Below are 20,403 nucleotides of genomic sequence, written 5' to 3'. Positions count from 1 at the left end.
GCAAAGTAAACTGGATGGCTTTCTTGCCGCCAAGGATCTGATGGCGCAGGGGATCAAGATCTGATCAAGAGACAGGCCCAGGGCTTTGAGCTTGCGCTCGTCAACGATGCTGCGGTCTTTCAGGGTCAGACGCAGACGGGTGATGCAGGCATCGATGGTCACCAGGTTGTCCTGACCACCCAGCACTTCCAGATACTGCTTGGCCAGCTCGGTGCGATCGGTGGTTTGAGCCTGTACCGGCACGGCTTCGTCATCTTCACGGCCCGGGGTTTTCAGGTTGAACTTGGCGATCACTGCGCGGAAGACCACGTAGTAGAGGCCGAAGAAGACCAGACCCTGTACCAGCAGCATGTACCACTGGGTCGCCAGCGGGTTGCGGCTGGAGAGCACCATATCCACCAGACCGGCACTGAAGCCGAAACCGGCGATCCAGTGCATGGAGGCTGCGATGAACACGGAGATACCGGTCAGCAGGGCATGGATGACGTACAGTACCGGCGCCACGAACATGAAGGAGAACTCGAGCGGCTCGGTCACCCCGGTGAAGAAGGCGGCAAAGGCGGCAGCGATCATGATGGACGCAACCTTCTCTTTGTTCTCTTTCTTCGCGCTGTGGTAGATGGCCAGTGCGGCACCCGGCAGACCGAACATCATGATGGGGAAGAAGCCTGCCTGGTACATGCCGGTCACGCCCACGACAGCCTTGCCGGCGTCGATGGAGGATTGGCCACCCAGGAAGTTCGGGATGTCGTTGATGCCGGCCACGTCGAACCAGAACACGGAGTTCAGGGCGTGGTGCAGACCGACCGGGATCAGCAGACGGTTGAAGAAGGCATAGATGCCGGCACCGGTAGAGCCCATGCTGACGATGGATTCACCGAAGCTCACCAGGCCACCGTAGATGACCGGCCAGACGGCCATCAGGATGAAGGAGACGACGATCATCACCACGGAGGTCACGATCGGCACCAGACGACGACCGGAGAAGAAGGCCAGCGCCTTGTGCAGCTCCACGCTGCTGAAGCGGTTGTACAGCTCAGCGGCGATGACACCACACAGGATGCCGACGAACTGGTTGCTGATCTTGGCAAAGGCTGCCGGCACCTGGTCGGCCGGGATACCCTTGATCTGGGCCACGGCGCCCGGGCTCAGCAGGGTGGTGACCACCAGGAAGCCGACCAGACCGGCCAGCGCGGCGGAACCGTCTTTATCCTTGGACATGCCGTAAGCGACGCCGACGGCGAACAGAATGGGCATACTGTCGATGATGGCGGCGCCCGCCTTGATCAGAAACGCAGCCAGAGGGCTTCCGCCACCCCAACCGTTCGGGTCAATCCAGTAGCCAATCCCCATCAGGATCGCGGCGGCAGGCAATACCGCTACCGGCACCATCAGGGCACGGCCGATCTTTTGCAAATAACCGAGAATGTTCACGGTTCCTCTCCTTAGTTGGTGTTTTTCTAGAAATTAAGTGCTTATCACGTTCGACGCATAAGCCATCAAGGCTTGATTGGCAGTCTATGTGCTTTATTTCGCTGCGCAAATTAATAAACCGGCTTTCGTGATCATTATCACTCAACAGAGATAAAGGTAGCCGATAGATGTGGCTTAGTTCGCAATCTTTATTTACGCTATAAAACAACTTGAATCCGTGTCTGGTCCCTTGCCGTCACTCCCTGTGCGGCAACCGTACTGAGGTATATAGAATGCGCCTGATCCCGTTGAAGTCTGCCAGCCAGGTGGGTCTCTGGTCTGCCCGTTACATCGTTGACCGCATCAATGCGTTCAAACCCACTGCCGAGCGCCCCTTCGTGCTGGGTCTGCCCACTGGCGGCACCCCGCTCAACACCTACAAGCGCCTGATTGAGCTGCATAAAGCCGGCGAGGTGAGCTTCCAGAACGTGGTCACCTTCAACATGGACGAGTATGTGGGGCTGCCCAAGGAACATCCGGAGAGCTACCACAGCTTCATGCACAACAACTTCTTCAATCACGTGGACATTCGCCCGGAAAACATCAACATCCTCAATGGCAACGCCGAGGATCTGGTGGCCGAGTGCCAGCGCTACGAAGACAAGATCAAGTCCTACGGCAAAATCCACCTGTTCATGGGCGGCGTCGGCAACGACGGTCACATCGCCTTCAACGAACCGGCCTCTTCCCTGGCTTCCCGTACCCGGGTCAAGACCCTGACCGAAGACACCCGCATCGCCAACTCCCGCTTCTTTGGCGGCGACATGGAGCAGGTGCCCAAGCTGGCTCTGACCGTGGGTGTCGGCACCCTGATGGACGCCGAAGAGATCCTGATCCTGGTGGTCGGTCACGCCAAGGCCCAGGCCCTGCAGGCCACCGTGGAGGGCTGCGTCAACCACATGTGGACCATCTCCACCCTGCAACTGCATCCGAAAGGGATTGTGGTGTGCGACGAACCTTCCACCATGGAGTTGAAGGTCAAGACGGTGCGCTACTTCCAGCAACTGGAAGCCGACAACATCAAGCACCTCTGAGGAGCTCCCATGTACGCTCTGACTAATTGCACTCTCTACACCGGCAGCTGCGTGCTGACCGGTTATGGCGTGGTCATCGATGGCGACAAGATTGTCGCCATCTCCCGCCAGGCAGAACTGCCCGCCGGCATCGAGCAGATTGACCTCCAGGGCGCCAACCTCAGCGCCGGCTTCATCGACGTCCAGCTCAACGGCTGCGGTGGCGTCATGTTCAACGGTCACATCACCACGGACACCCTGGCCACCATGCAGGCGGCCAACCTGAAATCCGGGACCACCAGCTTCCTGCCGACCCTGATCACCAGCCCGGATGCGGACATGAAGCAGGCCGTCGCCGTCACCCGCGACTACATGGCCGCCCACCCCAACGAGGTGCTTGGCGTCCATCTGGAAGGGCCCTACACCAACCTCAAGCGCAAGGGGATCCACCCGGCCGAACAGATCCGCCAGCCCGCCGACGAGATGATCGACTTCTTCTGCGACAACGCGGACGCCATCGCCAAGATCACCCTGGCGCCAGAGCGCAACAAGCCCGAGCACATCCGCCGTCTGGTGGAGGCCGGCATCCTGGTCTCCGCTGGCCACACCGCCGCCAACTACGACCAGGCCATGGCGGGCTTTGACAACGGCATGCGCTTTGCCACCCACCTCTACAACGCTATGACCCCGACCCTGAATGGTCGCGAGCCCGGCGTGGTCGGTGCCATCTACGATCGCAAGGATGTCTATGCGGGCATCATCGTCGACGGCCACCACGTACACTGGGCCAACGTGCGCCTGGCGCACAGGATGCTGGGGGAGCGGCTGGTGCTGGTCACCGATGCCACCGCGGCGGCGGGTGCACCGGAAGGCTTTGAGAAATTTGATTTTTGCGGCGCAACCGTCTATTTCCGCGATGGTCAGTGCGTCGATGAGAATGGTACACTCGGCGGCTCCGCCCTCACCATGATCGAAGGGGTGGAAAATCTGGTCAAACAGGTCGGATTGCCGCTCGACGAAGCACTGAGAATGGCCACCCTTTACCCCGCTCGCGCCATTGGATGGGACTCGCGTCTCGGTAGTATCCAGGTCGGAAAAATTGCCAACCTCACCGTCTTTGATCAGGCCTTCGCGGTCTGCGGGACCGTGGTTAACGGACACTACACAACACAGTGACACTATGACTGGCGGACAAATAGCAAACGTAGATCTTATCAAGCAGGTAAACAGTGCGGTCGTCTATCGCCTCATTGACCTGCAGGGGCCCATCTCGCGGGTCAAAATTGCCGAGTTGAGTCAGCTGGCCCCGGCCAGCGTGACCAAGATAACCCGGCAACTGATCGAGCACGGCCTCATCAGGGAAACCTCGCCGCAAGCCTCCACTGGCGGGCGCCGCGCCATCTCCCTGACCACCATCAAGCATCGCTTCCAGTTTGTGTCCGCCAAGCTGGGTCGCGGCTACCTGCAGCTCTCCCTGTATGACCTCGACGGCAAGGAGCTCGATCAGCACATCACCCAGGTGACCGAGATCGAGCAGCAACCGGTGGTGGACATGCTGCTGCGGGAGATTGGCGCCTTCATCGACGCCAATCAGGATCGCAGCCGCAACCTCATCAGTATCGCGCTGACCATGCCGGGTCTGGTCAACCCGGAATCCGGCATGGTCATCTACACCCCCACCTACCAGATCCGCAACCTGGGGCTCGCCAAGCTCCTGGAGCACCACTTCAACCTCCCCTGCTACGTGGGCAACGACACCCGTTCGCTGGCGCTGGCCGAGCACTTCTTCGGCGAGTCCCGCGACTGCATGGACTCCATCCTGGTGAGTGTCCACCAGGGGACGGGCTCGGGCATCATCACCAAGGGCAAGGTGTTTCTTGGCCAGAACCGCAACGTCGGCGAAATAGGCCACATCCAGGTCGAACCCCTTGGCAAGCGCTGCCACTGCGGCAACTTCGGCTGCCTCGAGACCATCGCCTCCAACGAGGCCATCGTCGACAAGGTGAAGGAGCTCATCAGCCGCGGTCACCTGAGTTCGCTGCAAGAGAAGCACATCACCATTCAGGAGGTGTGCAAGGCGGCGGTGGCCGGTGACGAGCTGGCCCGCAGCGTGATCGAGAACGTGGGGGAGCACCTAGGGCGCGCCATCGCCATCACGGTCAACCTGTTCAACCCCCAGAAGGTGCTCATCGCCGGTGAAATCACCGCCGCCGAAGAGATCCTGATCCCGGCCATCCGCCGCTGTGTCGAGCACCAGTCTCTGCCAAGTTTCCATCGCGGCCTGCCCATCGTGAAGGCGCGCTTCCAGAACCAGCCCACCATCGGCGGCTTCGCCCTGGTCAAGCGCTCCCTGCTGGAAGGGGATCTGCTGCAGATCATCATGGAGCAAAAGTAAGGCCTACCCCTTCGGATACGAAAACGGCAGCCAGTGGCTGCCGTTTTTTTATGGTCTGTTTTCGCCGGTTTACCCCGCTCTACAAGGTTTGAACAGAGCGAAGGTTCGATGAGCCCCGTAGCGGCGTAATCGGACGCCGTGGTTTACCCCGCCCGGCACGGCTTGAACAGATCCAGCTTGCCGTCATAGACCTGGGTCTGCACGTCCATGATGCCAAGCATGGTGCGGGGCAACAGGTTGTCGTGCCGCTCAACCGTTCTGGCCCATTCACCCCGCCCGGCACGGCTTGAACAGATCCAGCTTGCCGTCATAGGCCTGGGTCTGCACGTCCATGATGCCGAGCATGGTGCGGGGCAACAGGTTGTCGTGCCGCTCAACCGCTCGGGCCCATTCACCCCGCCCGGCACGGTTTGAACAGATCCAGCTTGCCGTCATAGACCTGGGTCTGCACGTCCATGATACCGAGCATGGAGTGGAACAGGTTGTCGTGGGAGAAGCGCTTGCTGGCTGCCTCCTGTTGCAGGCAATCCAGATTGAGCTGACGGTCTGCCTGCAACTGGGGAGAGAACCAGGTCAGGAGCGGCACCCGGGTCTGATCGTCCGGTGCGAACTTGTAGGGGGTGCCGTGCAGATAGAGCCCCATGGCACCGAGGGATTCGCCGTGATCCGACAGATAGACCAGCCCCACGTTGTACTGGCTCTCCAGGCTCTTGAGCTTGTCGATGAGCTGGGCCAGCACCTTGTCGGTGTAGCGGATGGTGTTGTCATAGGTGTTCACCAGCTCTTCGTTGCTGCAGTTCTCGATGTCGCTGCGCGGGCAGTCCGGCAGGAAGATGCGATCGGCGGCCGGGTAGCGGCGATAGTAGGTCGGACCGTGGCTGCCCATCAGGTGGAAGGCCACCAGCTTGCTGCCCTGCTTGCCCTGCATGTCGGCGATCTGCTGATCCAGCCCCTGCAACAGCACCTCGTCATGACAGGCATTGCCGGAGCAGTATGCGGGGAATGCCTTGGGCTCAATCTCGATGGTGGGGACGTTTTTGCACACCCCCTTGCAGCCGCCGTCGTTTTCCTTCCAGAGCACCGAGATCCCGGCATGTTGCAGCACGTCCAGCAAGCCGTCCTGGGACTGGGCCCTGGCCTCGTCATAGCCACGCCGGGTCATGTTCGAGAACATGCAGGGCACGGAGAGCGCAGTGGCGGTGCCGCAGGAGCGCACGTTCCTGAACGAGACGACATTGGCCTCCTTCTCGGTGAAGCCGTTGGTCTCCTTCTTGTAGCCGTTGAGAGAGTAGTTCTGGCTGCGGGCCGTCTCCCCCACCACCAGGAACATCAGGGTCGGCTTCTCATGCTGGCCGATCACCCTGGCATCGGTGCCGATCTGCTGGTAGGGAATGGGAGTGGCGAAGACCACATCCCGGGCGTACTTGTAGAGCCCGTGCACATAGTTGGCGGGCACTATCTCCTTGCCGAGGGACTTGTTGTTGCGCCCGACCGAGGCGTAATCCTGGTAATAGAGGGCGGCAGCCCCCATCAGAAACAGCAAGGAGAGGGCGATGGAACCGAGGCGCAGACCCAGCCCCTTGTACCAGGGACAGGGGTACTCAATCTTCACCCACAGCAGGACCAGCACCGGCAGCAGGCCGGTCAGCAGGAACCAGAGCACCACGGAGCCGTTGAGGTAGGAGCCCGCCTCCCCACTGTTGGTTTCGATGATGTTCTGCATCATGCCCATGTCGAAGATCACCCCGTACTTGAGCATGGCGTAGCTGACCAGGGAGCCGGTCAGGATGAGCAAGGCGAAAAAGGGCTTGAGCAGATAACGGAAGGTAAAGGGCAGGAACACCGCGTTGAGGGCCGCCACCAGTACCAGGGGAATGGAGAGGACAAACCCCGCCTTGACGTGTTCAAGGGCGCTGAGAATACGATAAAAGTGCAGGAAAATGGGCCAGTTGAAGACCAGTGCAAACAGCAGCACCAGCAACAGATTGACCTTCATCACTCCCAGAGTGAGACGCATAGAGAGACTCCGACAAACCAGTGGAACTAACAACCTGCCAGCAGGCTTCGTGGTGACCATCCCGACACTCGGCCCTGAAAAACAGGACAAGAGCCAGGGAGGTCCAGATACGGGGTCATCCTAGGACGGCAAACTTAAGCGAACATTAAGAGAGGAAATCGAACCACAAGGGGAGGTGCTCGGTCTGGCACATAAAAAAACGGCAGCCCGGGCTGCCGTTTTTGCGAAGGTGAACAAGGTGTCGCACCTGTGTGTTCGCGAACCTGAACAGGGTCGCGAGAGGCAATCACAGGGTCGCGGCAATCTCGTCGGAGCCGGGGAAGAGGACCGTTGTGGTCGCCCTCCCCTTTGCCCTGAGGGATCACAGGGTCGCGACGATCTCGTCGGAGCCGGGTGAGAGGACCGTTGTGGTCGGCCTCCCCTTGCCCTGGGGGATCACAGCGCTCCCGAGAGGCAATCACAGGGTCGCGGCGATCTCGTCGGAGATGGAGCCGTTGTGGTACACCTCCTGCACGTCGTCCAGATCTTCCAGCATGTCGATGAGGCGCATCAGCTTGGGCGCGGTCTCGGCATCCAGTTCCGCCTCGGTGGAGGGGATCATGGTCACTTCGGCGCTCTCGGGCTTGAAGCCGGCGGCTTCCAGACCGTCCAGCACGGTGCCGAAGTCGTTCGGGGTGGTGTAGACCTCGATGGTGCCATCTTCTTCGGTCACCACGTCGTCGGCACCGGCTTCCAGGGCGGCGTCCATCAGGGCGTCTTCATCGGCGCCCACGAAGGTCAGCACCCCCTTCTTGGTGAACAGATAGGCCACGGAGCCGTCGGTCCCCAGGTTGCCGCCGCACTTGCTGAAGGCGTGGCGCACTTCGGCCACGGTACGGTTGCGGTTGTCGGTCAGGCACTCCACCATGACGGCGGAACCGGCCGGGCCGTACCCTTCGTACACGATGGTCTCGAGCTGCTCGCCGTCACCGCCGCCGGCCCCACGGGCGATGGCGCGGTTGATGGTGTCGCGGGTCATGTTGCTGGTCAGGGCTGCCGCCACCGCCGCACGCAGGCGGGGGTTGTTGGCAGGATCGGCATCACCCAGACGCGCGGAGGTGGTGATTTCGCGGATCAGCTTGGTGAAGATCTTGCCGCGCTTGGCGTCTTGCGCCGCCTTGCGGTGTTTGATGTTGGCCCATTTACTGTGACCTGCCATAGGGACTCTCCGTTATAGTTGGAAATTTCAGTAACACTGGTTGCGCCCAGGGGGAAACGGGAAAGGCCGCATCGCTGCGGCCTTTGTTGCCGATAACGGCTTATTCGTCACCCTTGACGGTGGTCGCAATCGCCAGCTCGCCCAGTTGGGCCGGGTTGGCAAAGCTCGGGGCGTCTGTCATCAGACAGGCGGCCGCCGTGGTTTTCGGGAAGGCGATGACATCCCGGATGTTGTCGGTGCCGGTCAGCAGCATGCTGAGGCGGTCCAGACCGAAGGCCAGGCCGGCGTGGGGCGGGGTGCCGTATTTCAGGGCATCCAGCAGGAAGCCGAACTTCAGGCGCTGCTCGTCCGGGGTGATCCCCAGGATGTCGAACACGGTGGACTGCATCTCGCTGTTGTGGATACGCACAGAGCCGCCACCCACTTCGTAGCCGTTGATCACCATGTCGTAGGCGTTCGCGTAAGCGCCCACCGGGTTCGCTTTCAGCTCGGCCGGGCCCAGGTTGCTCGGGGCGGTGAAGGGGTGGTGCATGGCCGCCAGGCCGCCTTCGCCATCTTCCTCGAACATGGGGAAGTCGATGACCCACAGCGGCTTCCAGACGTTCTCCACCAGGCCCAGATCGCGGCCCACCTTCAGGCGCAGGGCGCCCATGGCATCGCACACCACTTTCTTGGAGTCGGCGCCGAAGAAGATGATGTCGCCGTCCATCGCGCCGGTACGGGCCAGGATCTCGCGCACGATGGCGTCAGAGAGGAACTTGGCCACCGGGGACTGCACCCCTTCGAGGCCGCTCCCGGCTTCGTTGACCTTCATCCAGGCCAGGCCCTTGGCACCGTAGATGCCGACGAACTTGGTGTACTCGTCGATCTGCTTGCGAGACAGCTCAGCGCCGCCCGGTACCTTCAGGGCCGCCACACGGCCTTTCGGATCCTTGGCGGGGCCGGCGAACACGGCGAACTCCACCTCGGTCAAGAGATCTGCCACATCGACCAGCTCCATGGGCAGGCGCAGGTCCGGCTTGTCGGAGCCGAAGCGGCGCATGGCCTCGTCGAAGGTCATGATGGGGAAGTCACCCAGGTCCACGTTCAGGATGTGCAGCCAGAGCTTGCGGATCATCTCTTCCATGATTTCACGCACCTGGGGCGCGGTCATGAAGGAGGTCTCCACGTCGATCTGGGTGAATTCCGGCTGGCGGTCGGCACGCAGGTCTTCGTCGCGGAAGCACTTGACGATCTGGTAGTAGCGGTCGAAGCCGGACATCATCAGCAACTGCTTGAACAGCTGGGGGGACTGCGGCAGGGCGTAGAACTTGCCCTTGTGCACGCGGCTCGGCACCAGGTAGTCACGGGCCCCTTCCGGGGTCGCCTTGGTCAGCATCGGGGTCTCGATGTCGAGGAAGCCGTGCTCGTCCATGAAGCGGCGCACGAAGGCACTGGCCTTGGCACGGGTCTTCAGGTACTTGGCCATCTCGGGACGACGCAGGTCCAGGTAGCGGTACTTGAGGCTCACCTCTTCGCTGTTGACCTGGTTGAAGTCAAGGGGCAGCGGCTCGGCACGGTTGATGATGGTCAGCTCGTGGGCGAACACCTCGATGGCACCGGTGGCCATGTCGCTGTTGCGCTGGGAGTCGGGGCGGGTACGCACCACGCCGGTCACCTGGATGCAGAACTCGCCGCGCAGCTCGGAGGCCAGGGCAAAGGCGTCCGGCTTGTCCGGATCGAAGAACACCTGCACGATGCCCTCGCGGTCGCGCATGTCGATAAAGATGAGGCCGCCGAGATCACGACGACGATGGACCCAACCGCACAATGTAATGGTCTGCCCGGCATGGGCCTCATTGACCTGTCCGCAATAGATAGAGCGCATGGACTTCTTCCTTCGAAATGGTAGAGAGACGGTTCATCCTGGGTCGCCGGGCACGACTGGCAAGCACCGTCTGTCTCACAGCTGGCCAGATCCTGCTTCTTGCCCGGTTTGAAATCTGTCTCGGGTCATCCGGCTCCCCGAGCCGGATTCTTGCCGCCGTCCCAGGCATGCCCCCGCTCCCGACCGGGATGACGAGTGGGCGCCGGGGTATCGGCTGGCGTCGTTGTCTGGCCACTGCCGGGCCGCGATCATCGTCACCCGGGGGCTCGGTCGCGCGCATTACGACAATGTGGCAAACAAAAGGGTTGGCATTATAGAGGAAAACCTCCATTTGGGTAAAATGGCCCGCAGCCCCCTTTACCCTGTTTTTTGTTGTTCTGGCGCAAAAAGGAGGGCAAAAGTGCGCCAACCTGCCGACAGGAACCATCATGAGCCTCTATTTGGGCCTGCCCCAGTGGTCACACCCGGCCTGGCCCGGCCAGTTGCTGGGGATGAATGCCAGGCCCGCCGAGCACCTCGCCGACTATGCCAGGGTATTCAACTCCGTGGAGGGCAACACCACCTTCTACGCCTCGCCGACCCCGGAGACGGTGCAGCGCTGGGCCGATGCGGTCCCCGACCACTTTCGCTTCAGCTTCAAGTTTCCCAAGGAGATCAGCCACCAGAGCGATCTGGTGAGCGTGGACAAACAGGTGACGGCCTTCATCCGCCTGCTGGCCCCCCTGCATGACAAGCTGGGGCTGCTCAAGCTGCAACTGCCCGCCCGCTTCGGGCCAGAGGGGCTGGCCCGTCTGGATGCCTTCTTCGCGCGGCTGCCCCAGGATTTCACCTATGCCCTCGAGGTGCGCCACCCCGATTTCTTCGCCAAGGGGGAGGCGGAACGGGCCCTCAACCGGATGCTGATGGCGCGGGGCATCAATCGCATCATGCTCGACAGCCGCCCGCTCTTCTCGGTGCCCGCCACCACGGCCGCCATGATCGATGCCCAGGGCAAGAAACCCAGGTTGCCGGTCCATCTGCTGGCCACAGGGGGTGCCCCGGTGGTGCGCCTGATTGGTTTGCCTCAAATCGAGGACAATCACCCATTTTTGCCACCATGGTTGCCACATTGGAAACAATGGCTCCAGGAGGGCAAGGATCTCTACCTCTTTGTCCACACCGCCGACAATGCCCGGGCCCCCGAACTCGCACGGCAGATCAGCCGCCTGCTCGGCCAGGAGATGGCCCCCTGGCCAGGAGAAAACGATCGCGCCCGCCAGGGGGTGCTGCCCTTTTGAGCGGCCCCCTCCCCGCCCCTTCTCCGTCCCCAAAAAAAGCCGCTTTTTTTGTGGTCCCACCGGGGTTGGCGTCAAGACAAACGCCCGCCTTTCCTCTACACTAGCGCCCCAAGTAAGGTCCCGGGCCTGGGTGCATGGCAATGCGTTGCCCACCCCAGCCCGGCACCCTGAGGGCCCGGACCATGGCCCGTTGCGAACAGGGGCAGCCCGAAGGATCCCGGAGCAAGCCACCCCGTTCGTCAACCGGTGACGACGCCATTTCGATGCCCGTCCACCCAAGATTCAATTGAATAAAACAGCCGCCCACCACACCGGCTGTCAGGTTGCGTCAGCATGCACGATCAGATTTTTGCCGCCCCCATTGCCCGTCTGGGAGACTTCTGCTTTGACGAGCAGGTCGTCGACGTCTTCCCCGACATGATCCAGCGCTCGGTGCCCGGTTACAGCAACATCATCTCCGCCATCGGCATGATGGCCGCCCGCTACGCCCAGCCCCAGAGCCGCCTCTACGATCTCGGCTGCTCCCTCGGCGCCGCGACCCAGGCCATGCGCCGCCACGTCACCCAGCCCGGCTGCCAGATCACGGCGGTGGATCTCTCCCACCCCATGATCGAGCGGGCCCGCGCTCACCTCTCGGGCTTCAAGTCCGAGGTGCCGGTGGAGCTGGTGGAGGCGGACATCTGCGACATCCCCATCGAGAACGCCTCCGTGGTGGTGCTCAACTTCACCCTGCAGTTCGTCGCCCCCGAGAAGCGGGCCGCCCTCATCGCGCGCATCTTTGACGGCCTGAGCCCCGGCGGCATCCTCATCCTGAGCGAGAAGTTCCGCTTCGATGACGAGCAGGTCAACGAGCTGCTCATCGACTTGCACCTCGACTTCAAACGGGCCAACGGCTACAGCGAACTGGAAATCAGCCAGAAGCGCACCGCCCTTGAGAACGTGATGCGCACCGACACCCTGGCGGTCCATCAGGCGCGCCTGCGGGACGCCGGCTTCACCCACCTGGACCTCTGGTTCCAGTGCTTCAACTTCGGCTCCATGATTGCCATCAAAGCCAGCGACACCAACTAAGCCATGATCGATTTCGCCCATTTTTATCAACTGATCGCCAAGAACAGGTTGAGCCACTGGCTGCACACCCTGCCCGCCCAGCTGCACGCCTGGCAGCACGACAACCTGCACGGGGATTTGCCGCGCTGGAACCGCGCCCTCGCCAAGCTGCCCGTCGTGGCCCCCGGCCGGATAGAGCTCAAAGAGCGGGTCGCCATCGGCGGCTCCGATAGCCTGGGAGAGGGTGAGCGCAAGAAGACCGAGAGCCTGTTGCGCCAGCTCATGCCCTGGCGCAAGGGCCCCTTCCATGTGCACGGCATCCACATCGACACCGAGTGGCGCTCCGACTGGAAGTGGGATCGGGTGCTGCCCCACATCAGCCCGCTCCAGGGCCGCTACGTGCTGGACGTGGGCTGCGGCAGCGGCTACCACCTCTGGCGCATGGTGGGGGAAGGGGCGAAACTGGCGGTCGGCATCGACCCGAGCCCGCTGTTCCTCTGCCAGTTCGAAGCCATTCGCCACTTCATGGACAACGACCAGCGCGCCCACCTGCTGCCGCTCGGTATCCAGGAGCTGCCGGATCTGCGGGCCTTTGACACCGTCTTCTCCATGGGGGTGCTCTATCATCGCAAGTCCCCCATCGAGCACATCGAGCAGTTGCGCAACCAGCTCAAAGACGATGGGGAGCTGGTGCTCGAGACCCTGGTGGTGGACGGCGACGAAAACCAGGTGCTGATGCCCTCCGATCGCTACGGCAAGATGCGCAACGTCTGGTTCCTCCCCTCGAGCGCGGCCCTCACACGCTGGGTCGAGCGCTGCGGGTTCACCGATGTGCGCATCGTCGACGAGAATATGACCAGCACCGACGAACAGCGTCGTACCGACTGGATGATTAACGAGTCCCTGAGTGACTATCTGGATCCACACAATCCTGCACTCACGGTCGAAGGATACCCGGCACCCAAACGTGCCGTACTGATCGCCAGAAAGGCCAAAGACTAGCCGATGGCGGCTGTGGAAGTTACACTGACCCAATTCCAGGAAGCACAGTTAAATGAATGACATGAAAAGCAAATTAAAAGGAATGACCCTGCTCTCCCTGCTCAGTCTCGGCGGGTGTGTCAGTATGGAAAAAGCCCCCCCGGCCCCGACCCTGACGCTGGCCGAGCTGCGCAACGAGATCTCGTTGAGCGAGCAACGTCTGCAAACATCCATGGAACAGCAACAGAAGCAGTATGTGCAGCAACAGCACCTGCTGGTTCAGCTCAACACCGATGTCACCAACATGAAAGAGTCCGTGAAGAAAGTCGACAGCAAGCTGGCTACCCTGCCTCCCGAGCCGCCCAAGGCCATGCCCATTCCCACCGAGAAGTGCCCGGCGCCGAGCCAGGGTCACACCGTCGATGGCAAGCTGCTGGTGGGTGAAGCGGAGTGGATCTGGGTTGACGCCGCCAACGACGCCTTCCAGGCCCGGGTCGACACCGGCGCCACCACCTCCTCCATCAGCGCCCAGGAGATCACCATCTTCGAGCGCAACGGCAAGAACTGGGTGCGCTTCTTCCTGAGCCACCAGGAGATGGACGACAAGATCCAGATTGAAGCGCCCCTGGTGCGTCACGTGCGGGTCCGTCAGGCTTCCGCCGACGATCTCGACCGTCGCCCCGTGGTCCGCCTCGCCGTGCGCATCGGCGACATGACCGAGAAGGCCGAATTTACCCTGAAGGACCGCAGCGACATGACCTTCCCCGTGCTGCTGGGCCGTGAATTCCTCAAAGACATCGCCGTGGTCGACGTGGCCCGCGAATATATCCAACCCAAACCCAAGCTCAAGGATGTGAAATAATCCATGGTTTCCCGTAAGCCGTTCTATCTGCTGGTCGCCCTGCTCTACATCGTCGGCCTGGGGATGACCTTCTATCATCACATCGCGCTGGACGTCCCGCTCACACCGGGTGAAAAGCGCCAGATCTGGTCCATCGAAGCCAAGCTCGAATTCGAGGCCACCGGCGAGCCGGTGATCGCCTCCCTGGCCATTCCGGGCACCCAGCCCGGCTTCACCCTGATGAACGAGAACGCCGCGAGCCCGGGCTATGGCCTGTCGTTCGTGGAAAAAGACGGGGATGCCCGCGCCGAGTGGTCCATCCGCGCCGCCTCCGGCCGTCAGGAGCTCTACTACCGGGTCGACATGATGGCCGATGCCCATGCCAAGCCCGCCGCCAACCCGCAGCCGCCCGCCATCGAGAAGCAGATCGAGAGCGAGCCCTACGCCACGGCCATGAAGCAGATCCTGGAGCGCGCCCAGGAGCGCTCCGCCGACGGCTACACCCTGACCCGCGAGATCATCAAGGAGATCGAGAAGCAGGAACAGAACGCCGAGCTGCTCAAGTCCCACAAGAGCCGCGCCAATCTGATTGCCGAGCTGCTCAACAACGCGGACGTCCCGGCCCGGGTGGTCCACGCCCTCAGCCTGGAAGATGGCCGTCGCCGTCAGGAGCTGGTGGATTACCTGCAGGTCTTCAACAGCCCGACCGACTACAAGCTGTTCAACCCGCAAAGCGGTGAACAGGGTCAACCGGCCAACCTGCTGCTGTGGGAGTACAACTCCGGCGCCCTCCTGGACGTCACCGGCGGTCACAACTCCCGCGTCACCTTCTCGATGATCGAGCAGGAGCAACCGGTCAACGTGGCCCTGGCCCAGAAGTTCGAAAAATCCGAGATGATGAACTTCTCCATCCACAGCCTGCCCCTGGAAGAGCAAGCCCTGTTCAAGGGTCTGCTGCTCATCCCCATCGGCGTGCTGATGGTGGTGTTCCTGCGGGTCATCGTGGGGATCAAGACCTCCGGCACCTTCATGCCGGTGCTGATCGCGGTCGCCTTCATCCAGACCTCGCTGGTCACCGGCCTCATCGGCTTCCTGCTGATCGTCGGCACCGGCCTGGTGATCCGCTCCTACCTCTCGAGGCTGAACCTGCTGCTGGTCGCCCGAATATCGGCGATCATCATCATGGTGATCTCGATGATCGGCATCTTCTCGGCGTTCGCCTTCAAGCTGGGGCTGACCGACGGCATGAAGATCACCTTCTTCCCGATGATCATCCTCTCCTGGACCATCGAACGCATGTCCATCCTGTGGGAAGAAGAGGGTCCCAAAGAGGTGTTCCGCCAGGGTGGCGGCTCCCTGCTGGTGGCGGTCATCGCCTACCTGGCCATGGACAACGAGCTCATTCGTCACCTCACCTTCAACTTCCTCGGCCTGCAGCTGGTGCTGATGGCGACCGTGCTGTTGATGGGTAACTACACCGGCTACAAGCTGAGCGAGCTCAAGCGCTTCAAGCCGCTGGTGGACGAGATGAAGTCTGGTGCCACCCCGGGTAAGGACAAGTAACAGATGTGGTTCTGGCAGAAATACACCAGTCCGTGGAGCCTGTCCCAGGCAGGCATCCTCGGCATGAACAAGCGCAACCACTCCTACATCAGCCGCTACAACCCGCGCCGCCTCTATCCGCTGGTGGATGACAAGCTCAAGACCAAGCGCATCGCGCTGGATGCGGGGGTGACGGTGCCTGAACTCATCGGCACCATCCGCGAGCAGCACGACGTGACTCGCATCACCGAGCTGGTGAAGGACTGGCCGGGCTTCTGCATCAAGCCGGCCCGCGGCTCCGGCGGCAAGGGGATCCTGGTGATCCTGCGCCAGGAGGACGGCCTCTTCTACAAGCCCAACGGCAGCGCCGCCAACGGCCAGGATCTGGAGCGCCATGTCTCCAACATCCTGGCGGGGCTCTATTCCCTCGGCGGCAAGCCCGACGTGGCGCTGGTGGAAGGGCTCATCAACTTCGACGACGTGTTCGACGGCTACTCCTTCGAAGGGGTCCCCGATGCCCGGGTGATCATCTTCAAGGGGTTCCCGGTGATGGCCATGATGCGCCTCTCCACCTCGGCTTCCGATGGCAAGGCGAACCTGCACCAGGGCGCCGTGGGGGTGGGCCTGTGCCTGCGCACCGGCCGCGCCCTGCGGGCGGTGCAGTTTGGCAACCCGCTGCGCCACCACCCGGACACCGGCCTGGATCTCTACGATCTGAAGGTGCCCCACTGGGACACCCTGCTCAACCTGGCGGCCTCCTGCTACGAGATGTCCGGTCTTGGCTACATCGGGACCGACATGGTGCTGGACAAGTTCCGCGGCCCCATGCTGCTGGAGCTCAACGCCCGTCCGGGCCTTGCCATCCAGATCGCCAACGGTCGCGGCCTGGTGCCCAACCTCAAGACCATCGAGAAGCTGGGTCAGGTCAAGATGAACGTGGAGCAGCGGGTCAACTTCGCCAAGGATCACTTCGGTATCTTCGACGAATAGTCCGCCCCCCTTCTGCAAAAACGCGCCCACCGGCGCGTTTTTTTATGGCCGCCCCTGCACGCAGGGCGCCCCGCCCGAAGGCCGATCCCCGTCACATCCCATGGCGGCCCCCCTTCAATGGCGCGGCACAAGGGGATAAGCTCCTGACCAATGAGGGGTGACCAGCTCATCGGCGCAGGCCACCCCATGTTCGTGAGGCAGTGCGCCTGCCAGGGGGCACCGATTTGTCGACGACAACGGGGCTTCTCGATGGTAGATTAATCAAATCAAATAGATAGCATCGATCGGGTTTCTCCTATGCAACGTTGGCCCAGCCTGAAGCAGCTCCAGTATCTGGTCGCTCTGGACGAGCACAAGAATTTCAACCGCGCCGCCAAGGCCTGCCATGTCAGCCAGTCGACCCTGAGTACCGGGATCCAGACCCTGGAGGACATGATGAACCTGCAACTGGTGGAGCGGGATCACAAGAGCTTCATCATGACGCCGGTCGGCATGGAAATCGTGGCGCGGGCGCGCAACCTGCTCTCCGACGCCCGGGATCTGATGGAGCTGGGGCAGCAGCAGGGGGGCGTCATGCACGGCACGGTGCGCCTGGGCTGCATCCCCACCATCGCCCCCTTCCTGCTGAGCAAGCTGCTGCAGGTGTGCGGCAAGGCCTATCCGGATCTGGAGCTGCTGCTGCGGGAAGACACCACCACCAATCTGCTCAAGCAGCTGGAGCAGGGGCAGCTCGATCTGCTGATCCTGGCGCTGCCGGTGGAGATCGGCGGCTTCCACAGCAAGACCGTCGGCCAGGATCCCTTCCACATGGTGATGCCCTCCCACATGGCGGCGGGCCTGCACATGCCGTTCGACTACAAGGAGCTGCCCAACCAGAGCATCTTCCTGCTGGAGCGGGAGCACTGCCTGACGGAGCACGCGGTGAGCGCCTGCCGGCTGCGGGACAAGAGCAAGATCAACCCGTTCGCCGCCACCAGTCTGCACACCCTGGTGCAGATGGTGGGGGCCGGTCTTGGCACCACCTTCCTGCCCCAGATGGCCATAGATGCGGGCATCCTCGACAACACGGACCTGGTGGCCATCCCCCTGCCCGGGGAGAAACCCTATCGGGAGATAGGCCTGGTGTGGCGTCCCAGCACCACCCGGGTGCAGACCTTCTACAAGATTGCCGAGCTGCTGACGCCGCTCATTACCCCCAAACCGGCGGGGTGATCCAGTGGCTGCCCCCACAGGCGGCCACTCGTCAATGCCGTTGTCATTCAGGTTCCAGGCAGGATCATCGTCTATGATGAACCCCGTGCCCTATCAAGGAGTTGAGATGTTTCGCACCTTGCTGCTGCCCCTGCTGGTCCTGCTTCTCGCCGCCTGCTCCAGCACGCCGGAGCCTCCCCCTCCCGTGCGCCAGAGCGGCGCATTCGACAACTTCTATCAGCAGTGGCGCGGCGTGCCCTATCGCATGGGCGGTACCAGCCGCGCCGGTCTCGACTGCTCCGCCTTCACCCAGCTCGCCTACAGCCAGGTGCTGGGCTTCACCCTGCCCCGCACCACGGAATCCCAGGCGAGCCTCGGCCGCCCGGTGGACAGATACCGTCTCCAGCACGGGGACCTGGTCTTCTTCAAGACCGGCTGGCAGCAGTACCACGTCGGGGTCTACACCGGGGCAGGTGAGTTCATCCACGCCTCCACCAGCAAGGGCGTGATCCGCTCGCGCCTCGACAACGTCTACTGGAACAGCCGCTACTGGCAGGCCCGCAGGCTGGTCCAGTAGGTGCGACCCCAAACATGAAAAGGCCCCTCGGGGCCTTTTCATGTTGTTGCCGGGTCAGTGCTTGCGGTGCCAGCGGGGCGAGGTGGCGCGCTCTCCCCAGGGGGTCATGCAGGGCAGCAGGGCCCCCTCGATGACGTCCTCATGGCTCGCCAGCGCCAGGGCAATCTTCTCGTGGAGCAGGCGCAGCAGGTTCTTCTCCTGGCCCGCCAGGGAGTGGCCCGCGGCGAAATACTCCTGCTGATGTTGCAGCGCCAGCTTCTGGGCAAACTCATAGGTGTTGAAACTGTCCGGCATGCGCGCGATCACGTCATCCAGCCGGGCCAGCAGGCTATGCAATTCCCTGGTCATGTGCGGTTCTCCCTCCGAGTTGGTGCCCCACAATTACCCCTTATTGGATATAAGACCAATCCGAATGCCTCAAAAATGGGAGCCCGGACACAGTTCCGGACAACGCTCCCCACTGGCAGCCACCCTCTGCCCCCGCCCGGTTTACAAGTCGGCAACGAATCGCTAGATTTGGACCGACTAATCAGTCGGTCACTTTTCGTGCGGAGCATGCCATGGACACCACCGTCACCCCCGCCTCACCGGACAAGTTCTCCCTCCCCGAGCAACTGCATCGGCTCAGGCAGGCCAGCCAGGCCACTCCCATGCCGGATCTGGCGTCCCGCCGCGCCAGACTTGACGCCCTCAAGCAGGGGCTGCTGCGCCACAAACAGGCAATGTGTCAGGCCCTGGCCCGGGACTACGGCCAGCGCAGCGACTACGACAGCCTGATCGCCGATGTGCTCCCCTGCGTCATGCAGATCAACTACACCCTGAAACGGCTCAAGGGGTGGATGAAACCGGAGCGCCGTCATTCCGGCCTGCTGCTGGCCCCCGCCAGGGTCGAGGTGCACTATCAGCCCCTCGGCGTGGTCGGCATCATGGTGCCCTGGAATTTCCCGGTGATGCTGAGCCTCGGGCCCCTCATCGGCGCCCTCGCCGCCGGCAACCGCGCCATGATCAAGCTCTCCGAGTTCACCCCTCACACCAACGCCGTGCTGCGCATCCTGCTCGATGAGGCCCTCGGCAGTGACGAGGTGGTGGTCATCGAGGGGGATGCAGGGATCGCGGCCGCCTTCAGCGCCCTCCCCTTCGACCATCTCATCTTCACCGGCTCCACGGCGGTGGGTCGGCTGGTGATGGCCGCGGCCGCCCCCCAGCTCACCCCTCTCACCCTGGAGCTCGGCGGCAAGAGCCCCTGTCTCATCGCCCCCGACATGCCCCTGGCCCTGGCGGTAGAGCGGATGATCTTCGGCAAGAGCCTCAACGCCGGCCAGATCTGCGTGGCCCCCGACTACGTACTGCTGCCGAGGGGGCAGGAGCAGGCCTTTATCGAGGCCTATCAGGCCCATTTTCGCCGCCTCTACCCCAAAGGGCTCGAGAGCCCGGATTATGGCGCCATCATCAACGCTCCCCAGTACGAGCGGCTCACCGCCTGGCTGGAGGAGGCGAGGCAGGCCGGCGCCCAGATCCACCCCTGCGTCACGCCCGCCCGGGATGACGCCACCCGCAAGCTGGTGCCCCACCTGCTGACCGAGGTGCCCGGCCACTGCCAGGTGATGCAGCAGGAGATCTTCGGCCCCCTGCTGCCCCTGGTGCCCTATGACGACATCGAGGAGGCCCTGGCCTATGTGGCGGCCCGCCCCCGCCCCCTGGCGCTCTATCTGATGAGCCTGGACGAGACGCTGCAGCGCCGCCTCATCCGGGAGACCCACGCTGGGGGCATGGCCATCAACGAGAGTCTGTTCCAGGTGGCGGCGGACGATGCCCCCTTCGGCGGCATCGGTCCCTCCGGCATGGGCCACTATCACGGCCGCGAGGGGTTTCTCACCTTCTCCAAGGCCAAGACCGTGCTGCGCCGCGGGCGCTTCAGCACAGGCTCCCTCATTCACCCCCCCTATCGGCGCTGGTACCAGCGGCTGATGATGGCCCTGTTCCTGCGCTAG

Annotated in this window: 16 protein-coding genes and 1 pseudogene; 12 read left to right on the top strand and 5 right to left on the bottom strand. The window is 62.5% G+C overall.

Annotated features, from left to right (window positions below; translation table 11 throughout):
* Window positions 1–75: 75 nt before the first annotated feature.
* Window positions 76–1,434: pseudogene (gene nagE / locus PG892_RS10860) on the bottom strand (N-acetylglucosamine-specific PTS transporter subunit IIBC); the annotation flags it as partial.
* A 272-nt stretch (window positions 1,435–1,706) separates the two neighbouring features.
* Between nagE and nagB the strand changes: the two are divergent.
* The 3 genes from nagB to nagC are packed head-to-tail and all read left to right on the top strand — an operon-like array spanning window position 1,707 to window position 4,881.
* On the top strand, window positions 1,707–2,507 hold the full coding sequence (gene nagB, locus PG892_RS10855; RefSeq protein ID WP_043155198.1) for a glucosamine-6-phosphate deaminase: 801 nt from the start codon (window positions 1,707–1,709) through the stop codon (window positions 2,505–2,507).
* A 9-nt stretch (window positions 2,508–2,516) separates the two neighbouring features.
* Window positions 2,517–3,662, top strand: coding sequence for an N-acetylglucosamine-6-phosphate deacetylase (gene nagA / locus PG892_RS10850; RefSeq protein WP_039039842.1), 1,146 nt, complete (start codon window positions 2,517–2,519; stop codon window positions 3,660–3,662).
* A gap of 4 nt (window positions 3,663–3,666) precedes the next feature.
* The gene (nagC, locus tag PG892_RS10845) at window positions 3,667–4,881 is read left to right on the top strand and encodes a DNA-binding transcriptional regulator NagC (RefSeq protein WP_010674096.1); all 1,215 of its coding nucleotides are present in this window, start codon (window positions 3,667–3,669) and stop codon (window positions 4,879–4,881) included.
* 391 nt (window positions 4,882–5,272) lie between these two features.
* On the opposite strand, the gene PG892_RS10840 is transcribed toward nagC, so the two are convergent.
* The 3 genes from PG892_RS10840 to aspS all read right to left on the bottom strand — a co-directional run bounded on the left by PG892_RS10840 (window position 5,273) and on the right by aspS (window position 9,963).
* Window positions 5,273–6,898 carry a phosphoethanolamine transferase gene (locus tag PG892_RS10840; protein WP_223916390.1) on the bottom strand — a complete coding sequence of 542 codons (1,626 nt, stop codon included), beginning with the start codon at window positions 6,896–6,898 and terminating at the stop codon, window positions 5,273–5,275.
* A gap of 457 nt (window positions 6,899–7,355) precedes the next feature.
* Window positions 7,356–8,096: a YebC/PmpR family DNA-binding transcriptional regulator gene (locus PG892_RS10835; RefSeq protein ID WP_010674094.1), complete on the bottom strand. Its 741-nt coding sequence runs from the start codon at window positions 8,094–8,096 to the stop codon at window positions 7,356–7,358.
* A gap of 100 nt (window positions 8,097–8,196) precedes the next feature.
* On the bottom strand, window positions 8,197–9,963 hold the full coding sequence (gene aspS / locus PG892_RS10830; protein WP_045525291.1) for an aspartate--tRNA ligase: 1,767 nt from the start codon (window positions 9,961–9,963) through the stop codon (window positions 8,197–8,199).
* Window positions 9,964–10,391: 428 nt separating this feature from the next.
* Between aspS and PG892_RS10825 the strand changes: the two genes are divergently transcribed.
* The 8 genes from PG892_RS10825 to PG892_RS10790 all read left to right on the top strand — a co-directional run bounded on the left by PG892_RS10825 (window position 10,392) and on the right by PG892_RS10790 (window position 18,412).
* The gene (locus PG892_RS10825; RefSeq protein ID WP_109112019.1) at window positions 10,392–11,240 is read left to right on the top strand and encodes a DUF72 domain-containing protein; all 849 of its coding nucleotides are present in this window, start codon (window positions 10,392–10,394) and stop codon (window positions 11,238–11,240) included.
* Window positions 11,241–11,573: 333 nt separating this feature from the next.
* A complete protein-coding gene (cmoA, locus tag PG892_RS10820) occupies window positions 11,574–12,311 on the top strand; it encodes a carboxy-S-adenosyl-L-methionine synthase CmoA (RefSeq protein WP_223916386.1) in 738 nt (245 codons plus the stop codon).
* A gap of 3 nt (window positions 12,312–12,314) precedes the next feature.
* Complete coding sequence (gene cmoB, locus PG892_RS10815; RefSeq protein WP_201887768.1) at window positions 12,315–13,292, top strand: tRNA 5-methoxyuridine(34)/uridine 5-oxyacetic acid(34) synthase CmoB; 978 nt, start codon at window positions 12,315–12,317, stop codon at window positions 13,290–13,292.
* A 52-nt stretch (window positions 13,293–13,344) separates the two neighbouring features.
* Window positions 13,345–14,133: an ATP-dependent zinc protease family protein gene (locus PG892_RS10810; protein ID WP_039039848.1), complete on the top strand. Its 789-nt coding sequence runs from the start codon at window positions 13,345–13,347 to the stop codon at window positions 14,131–14,133.
* A 3-nt stretch (window positions 14,134–14,136) separates the two neighbouring features.
* Window positions 14,137–15,675, top strand: a complete 1,539-nt coding sequence (locus tag PG892_RS10805) for an inactive transglutaminase family protein (protein ID WP_041215543.1) — start codon at window positions 14,137–14,139, stop codon at window positions 15,673–15,675.
* A 3-nt stretch (window positions 15,676–15,678) separates the two neighbouring features.
* Window positions 15,679–16,644, top strand: coding sequence for an alpha-L-glutamate ligase-like protein (locus PG892_RS10800; RefSeq protein ID WP_039039849.1), 966 nt, complete (start codon window positions 15,679–15,681; stop codon window positions 16,642–16,644).
* Window positions 16,645–16,941: 297 nt separating this feature from the next.
* Complete coding sequence (locus PG892_RS10795; protein WP_010674086.1) at window positions 16,942–17,856, top strand: hydrogen peroxide-inducible genes activator; 915 nt, start codon at window positions 16,942–16,944, stop codon at window positions 17,854–17,856.
* A gap of 106 nt (window positions 17,857–17,962) precedes the next feature.
* Window positions 17,963–18,412, top strand: a complete 450-nt coding sequence (locus PG892_RS10790; protein WP_143237323.1) for a C40 family peptidase — start codon at window positions 17,963–17,965, stop codon at window positions 18,410–18,412.
* 54 nt (window positions 18,413–18,466) lie between these two features.
* Here PG892_RS10790 and PG892_RS10785 read toward each other — a convergent pair whose 3' ends face one another.
* A complete protein-coding gene (locus tag PG892_RS10785) occupies window positions 18,467–18,760 on the bottom strand; it encodes a hypothetical protein (protein ID WP_041212706.1) in 294 nt (97 codons plus the stop codon).
* A gap of 212 nt (window positions 18,761–18,972) precedes the next feature.
* Between PG892_RS10785 and PG892_RS10780 the strand changes: the two genes are divergently transcribed.
* Complete coding sequence (locus tag PG892_RS10780) at window positions 18,973–20,403, top strand: coniferyl aldehyde dehydrogenase (protein ID WP_210537946.1); 1,431 nt, start codon at window positions 18,973–18,975, stop codon at window positions 20,401–20,403.

This window comes from Aeromonas sp. QDB68, assembly GCF_027707405.1.
GTDB lineage: Bacteria > Pseudomonadota > Gammaproteobacteria > Enterobacterales > Aeromonadaceae > Aeromonas > Aeromonas caviae.
The sequence above is the reverse complement of the archived record's forward strand: the minus strand, read 5'-3'. Positions and strand labels throughout refer to the sequence as shown.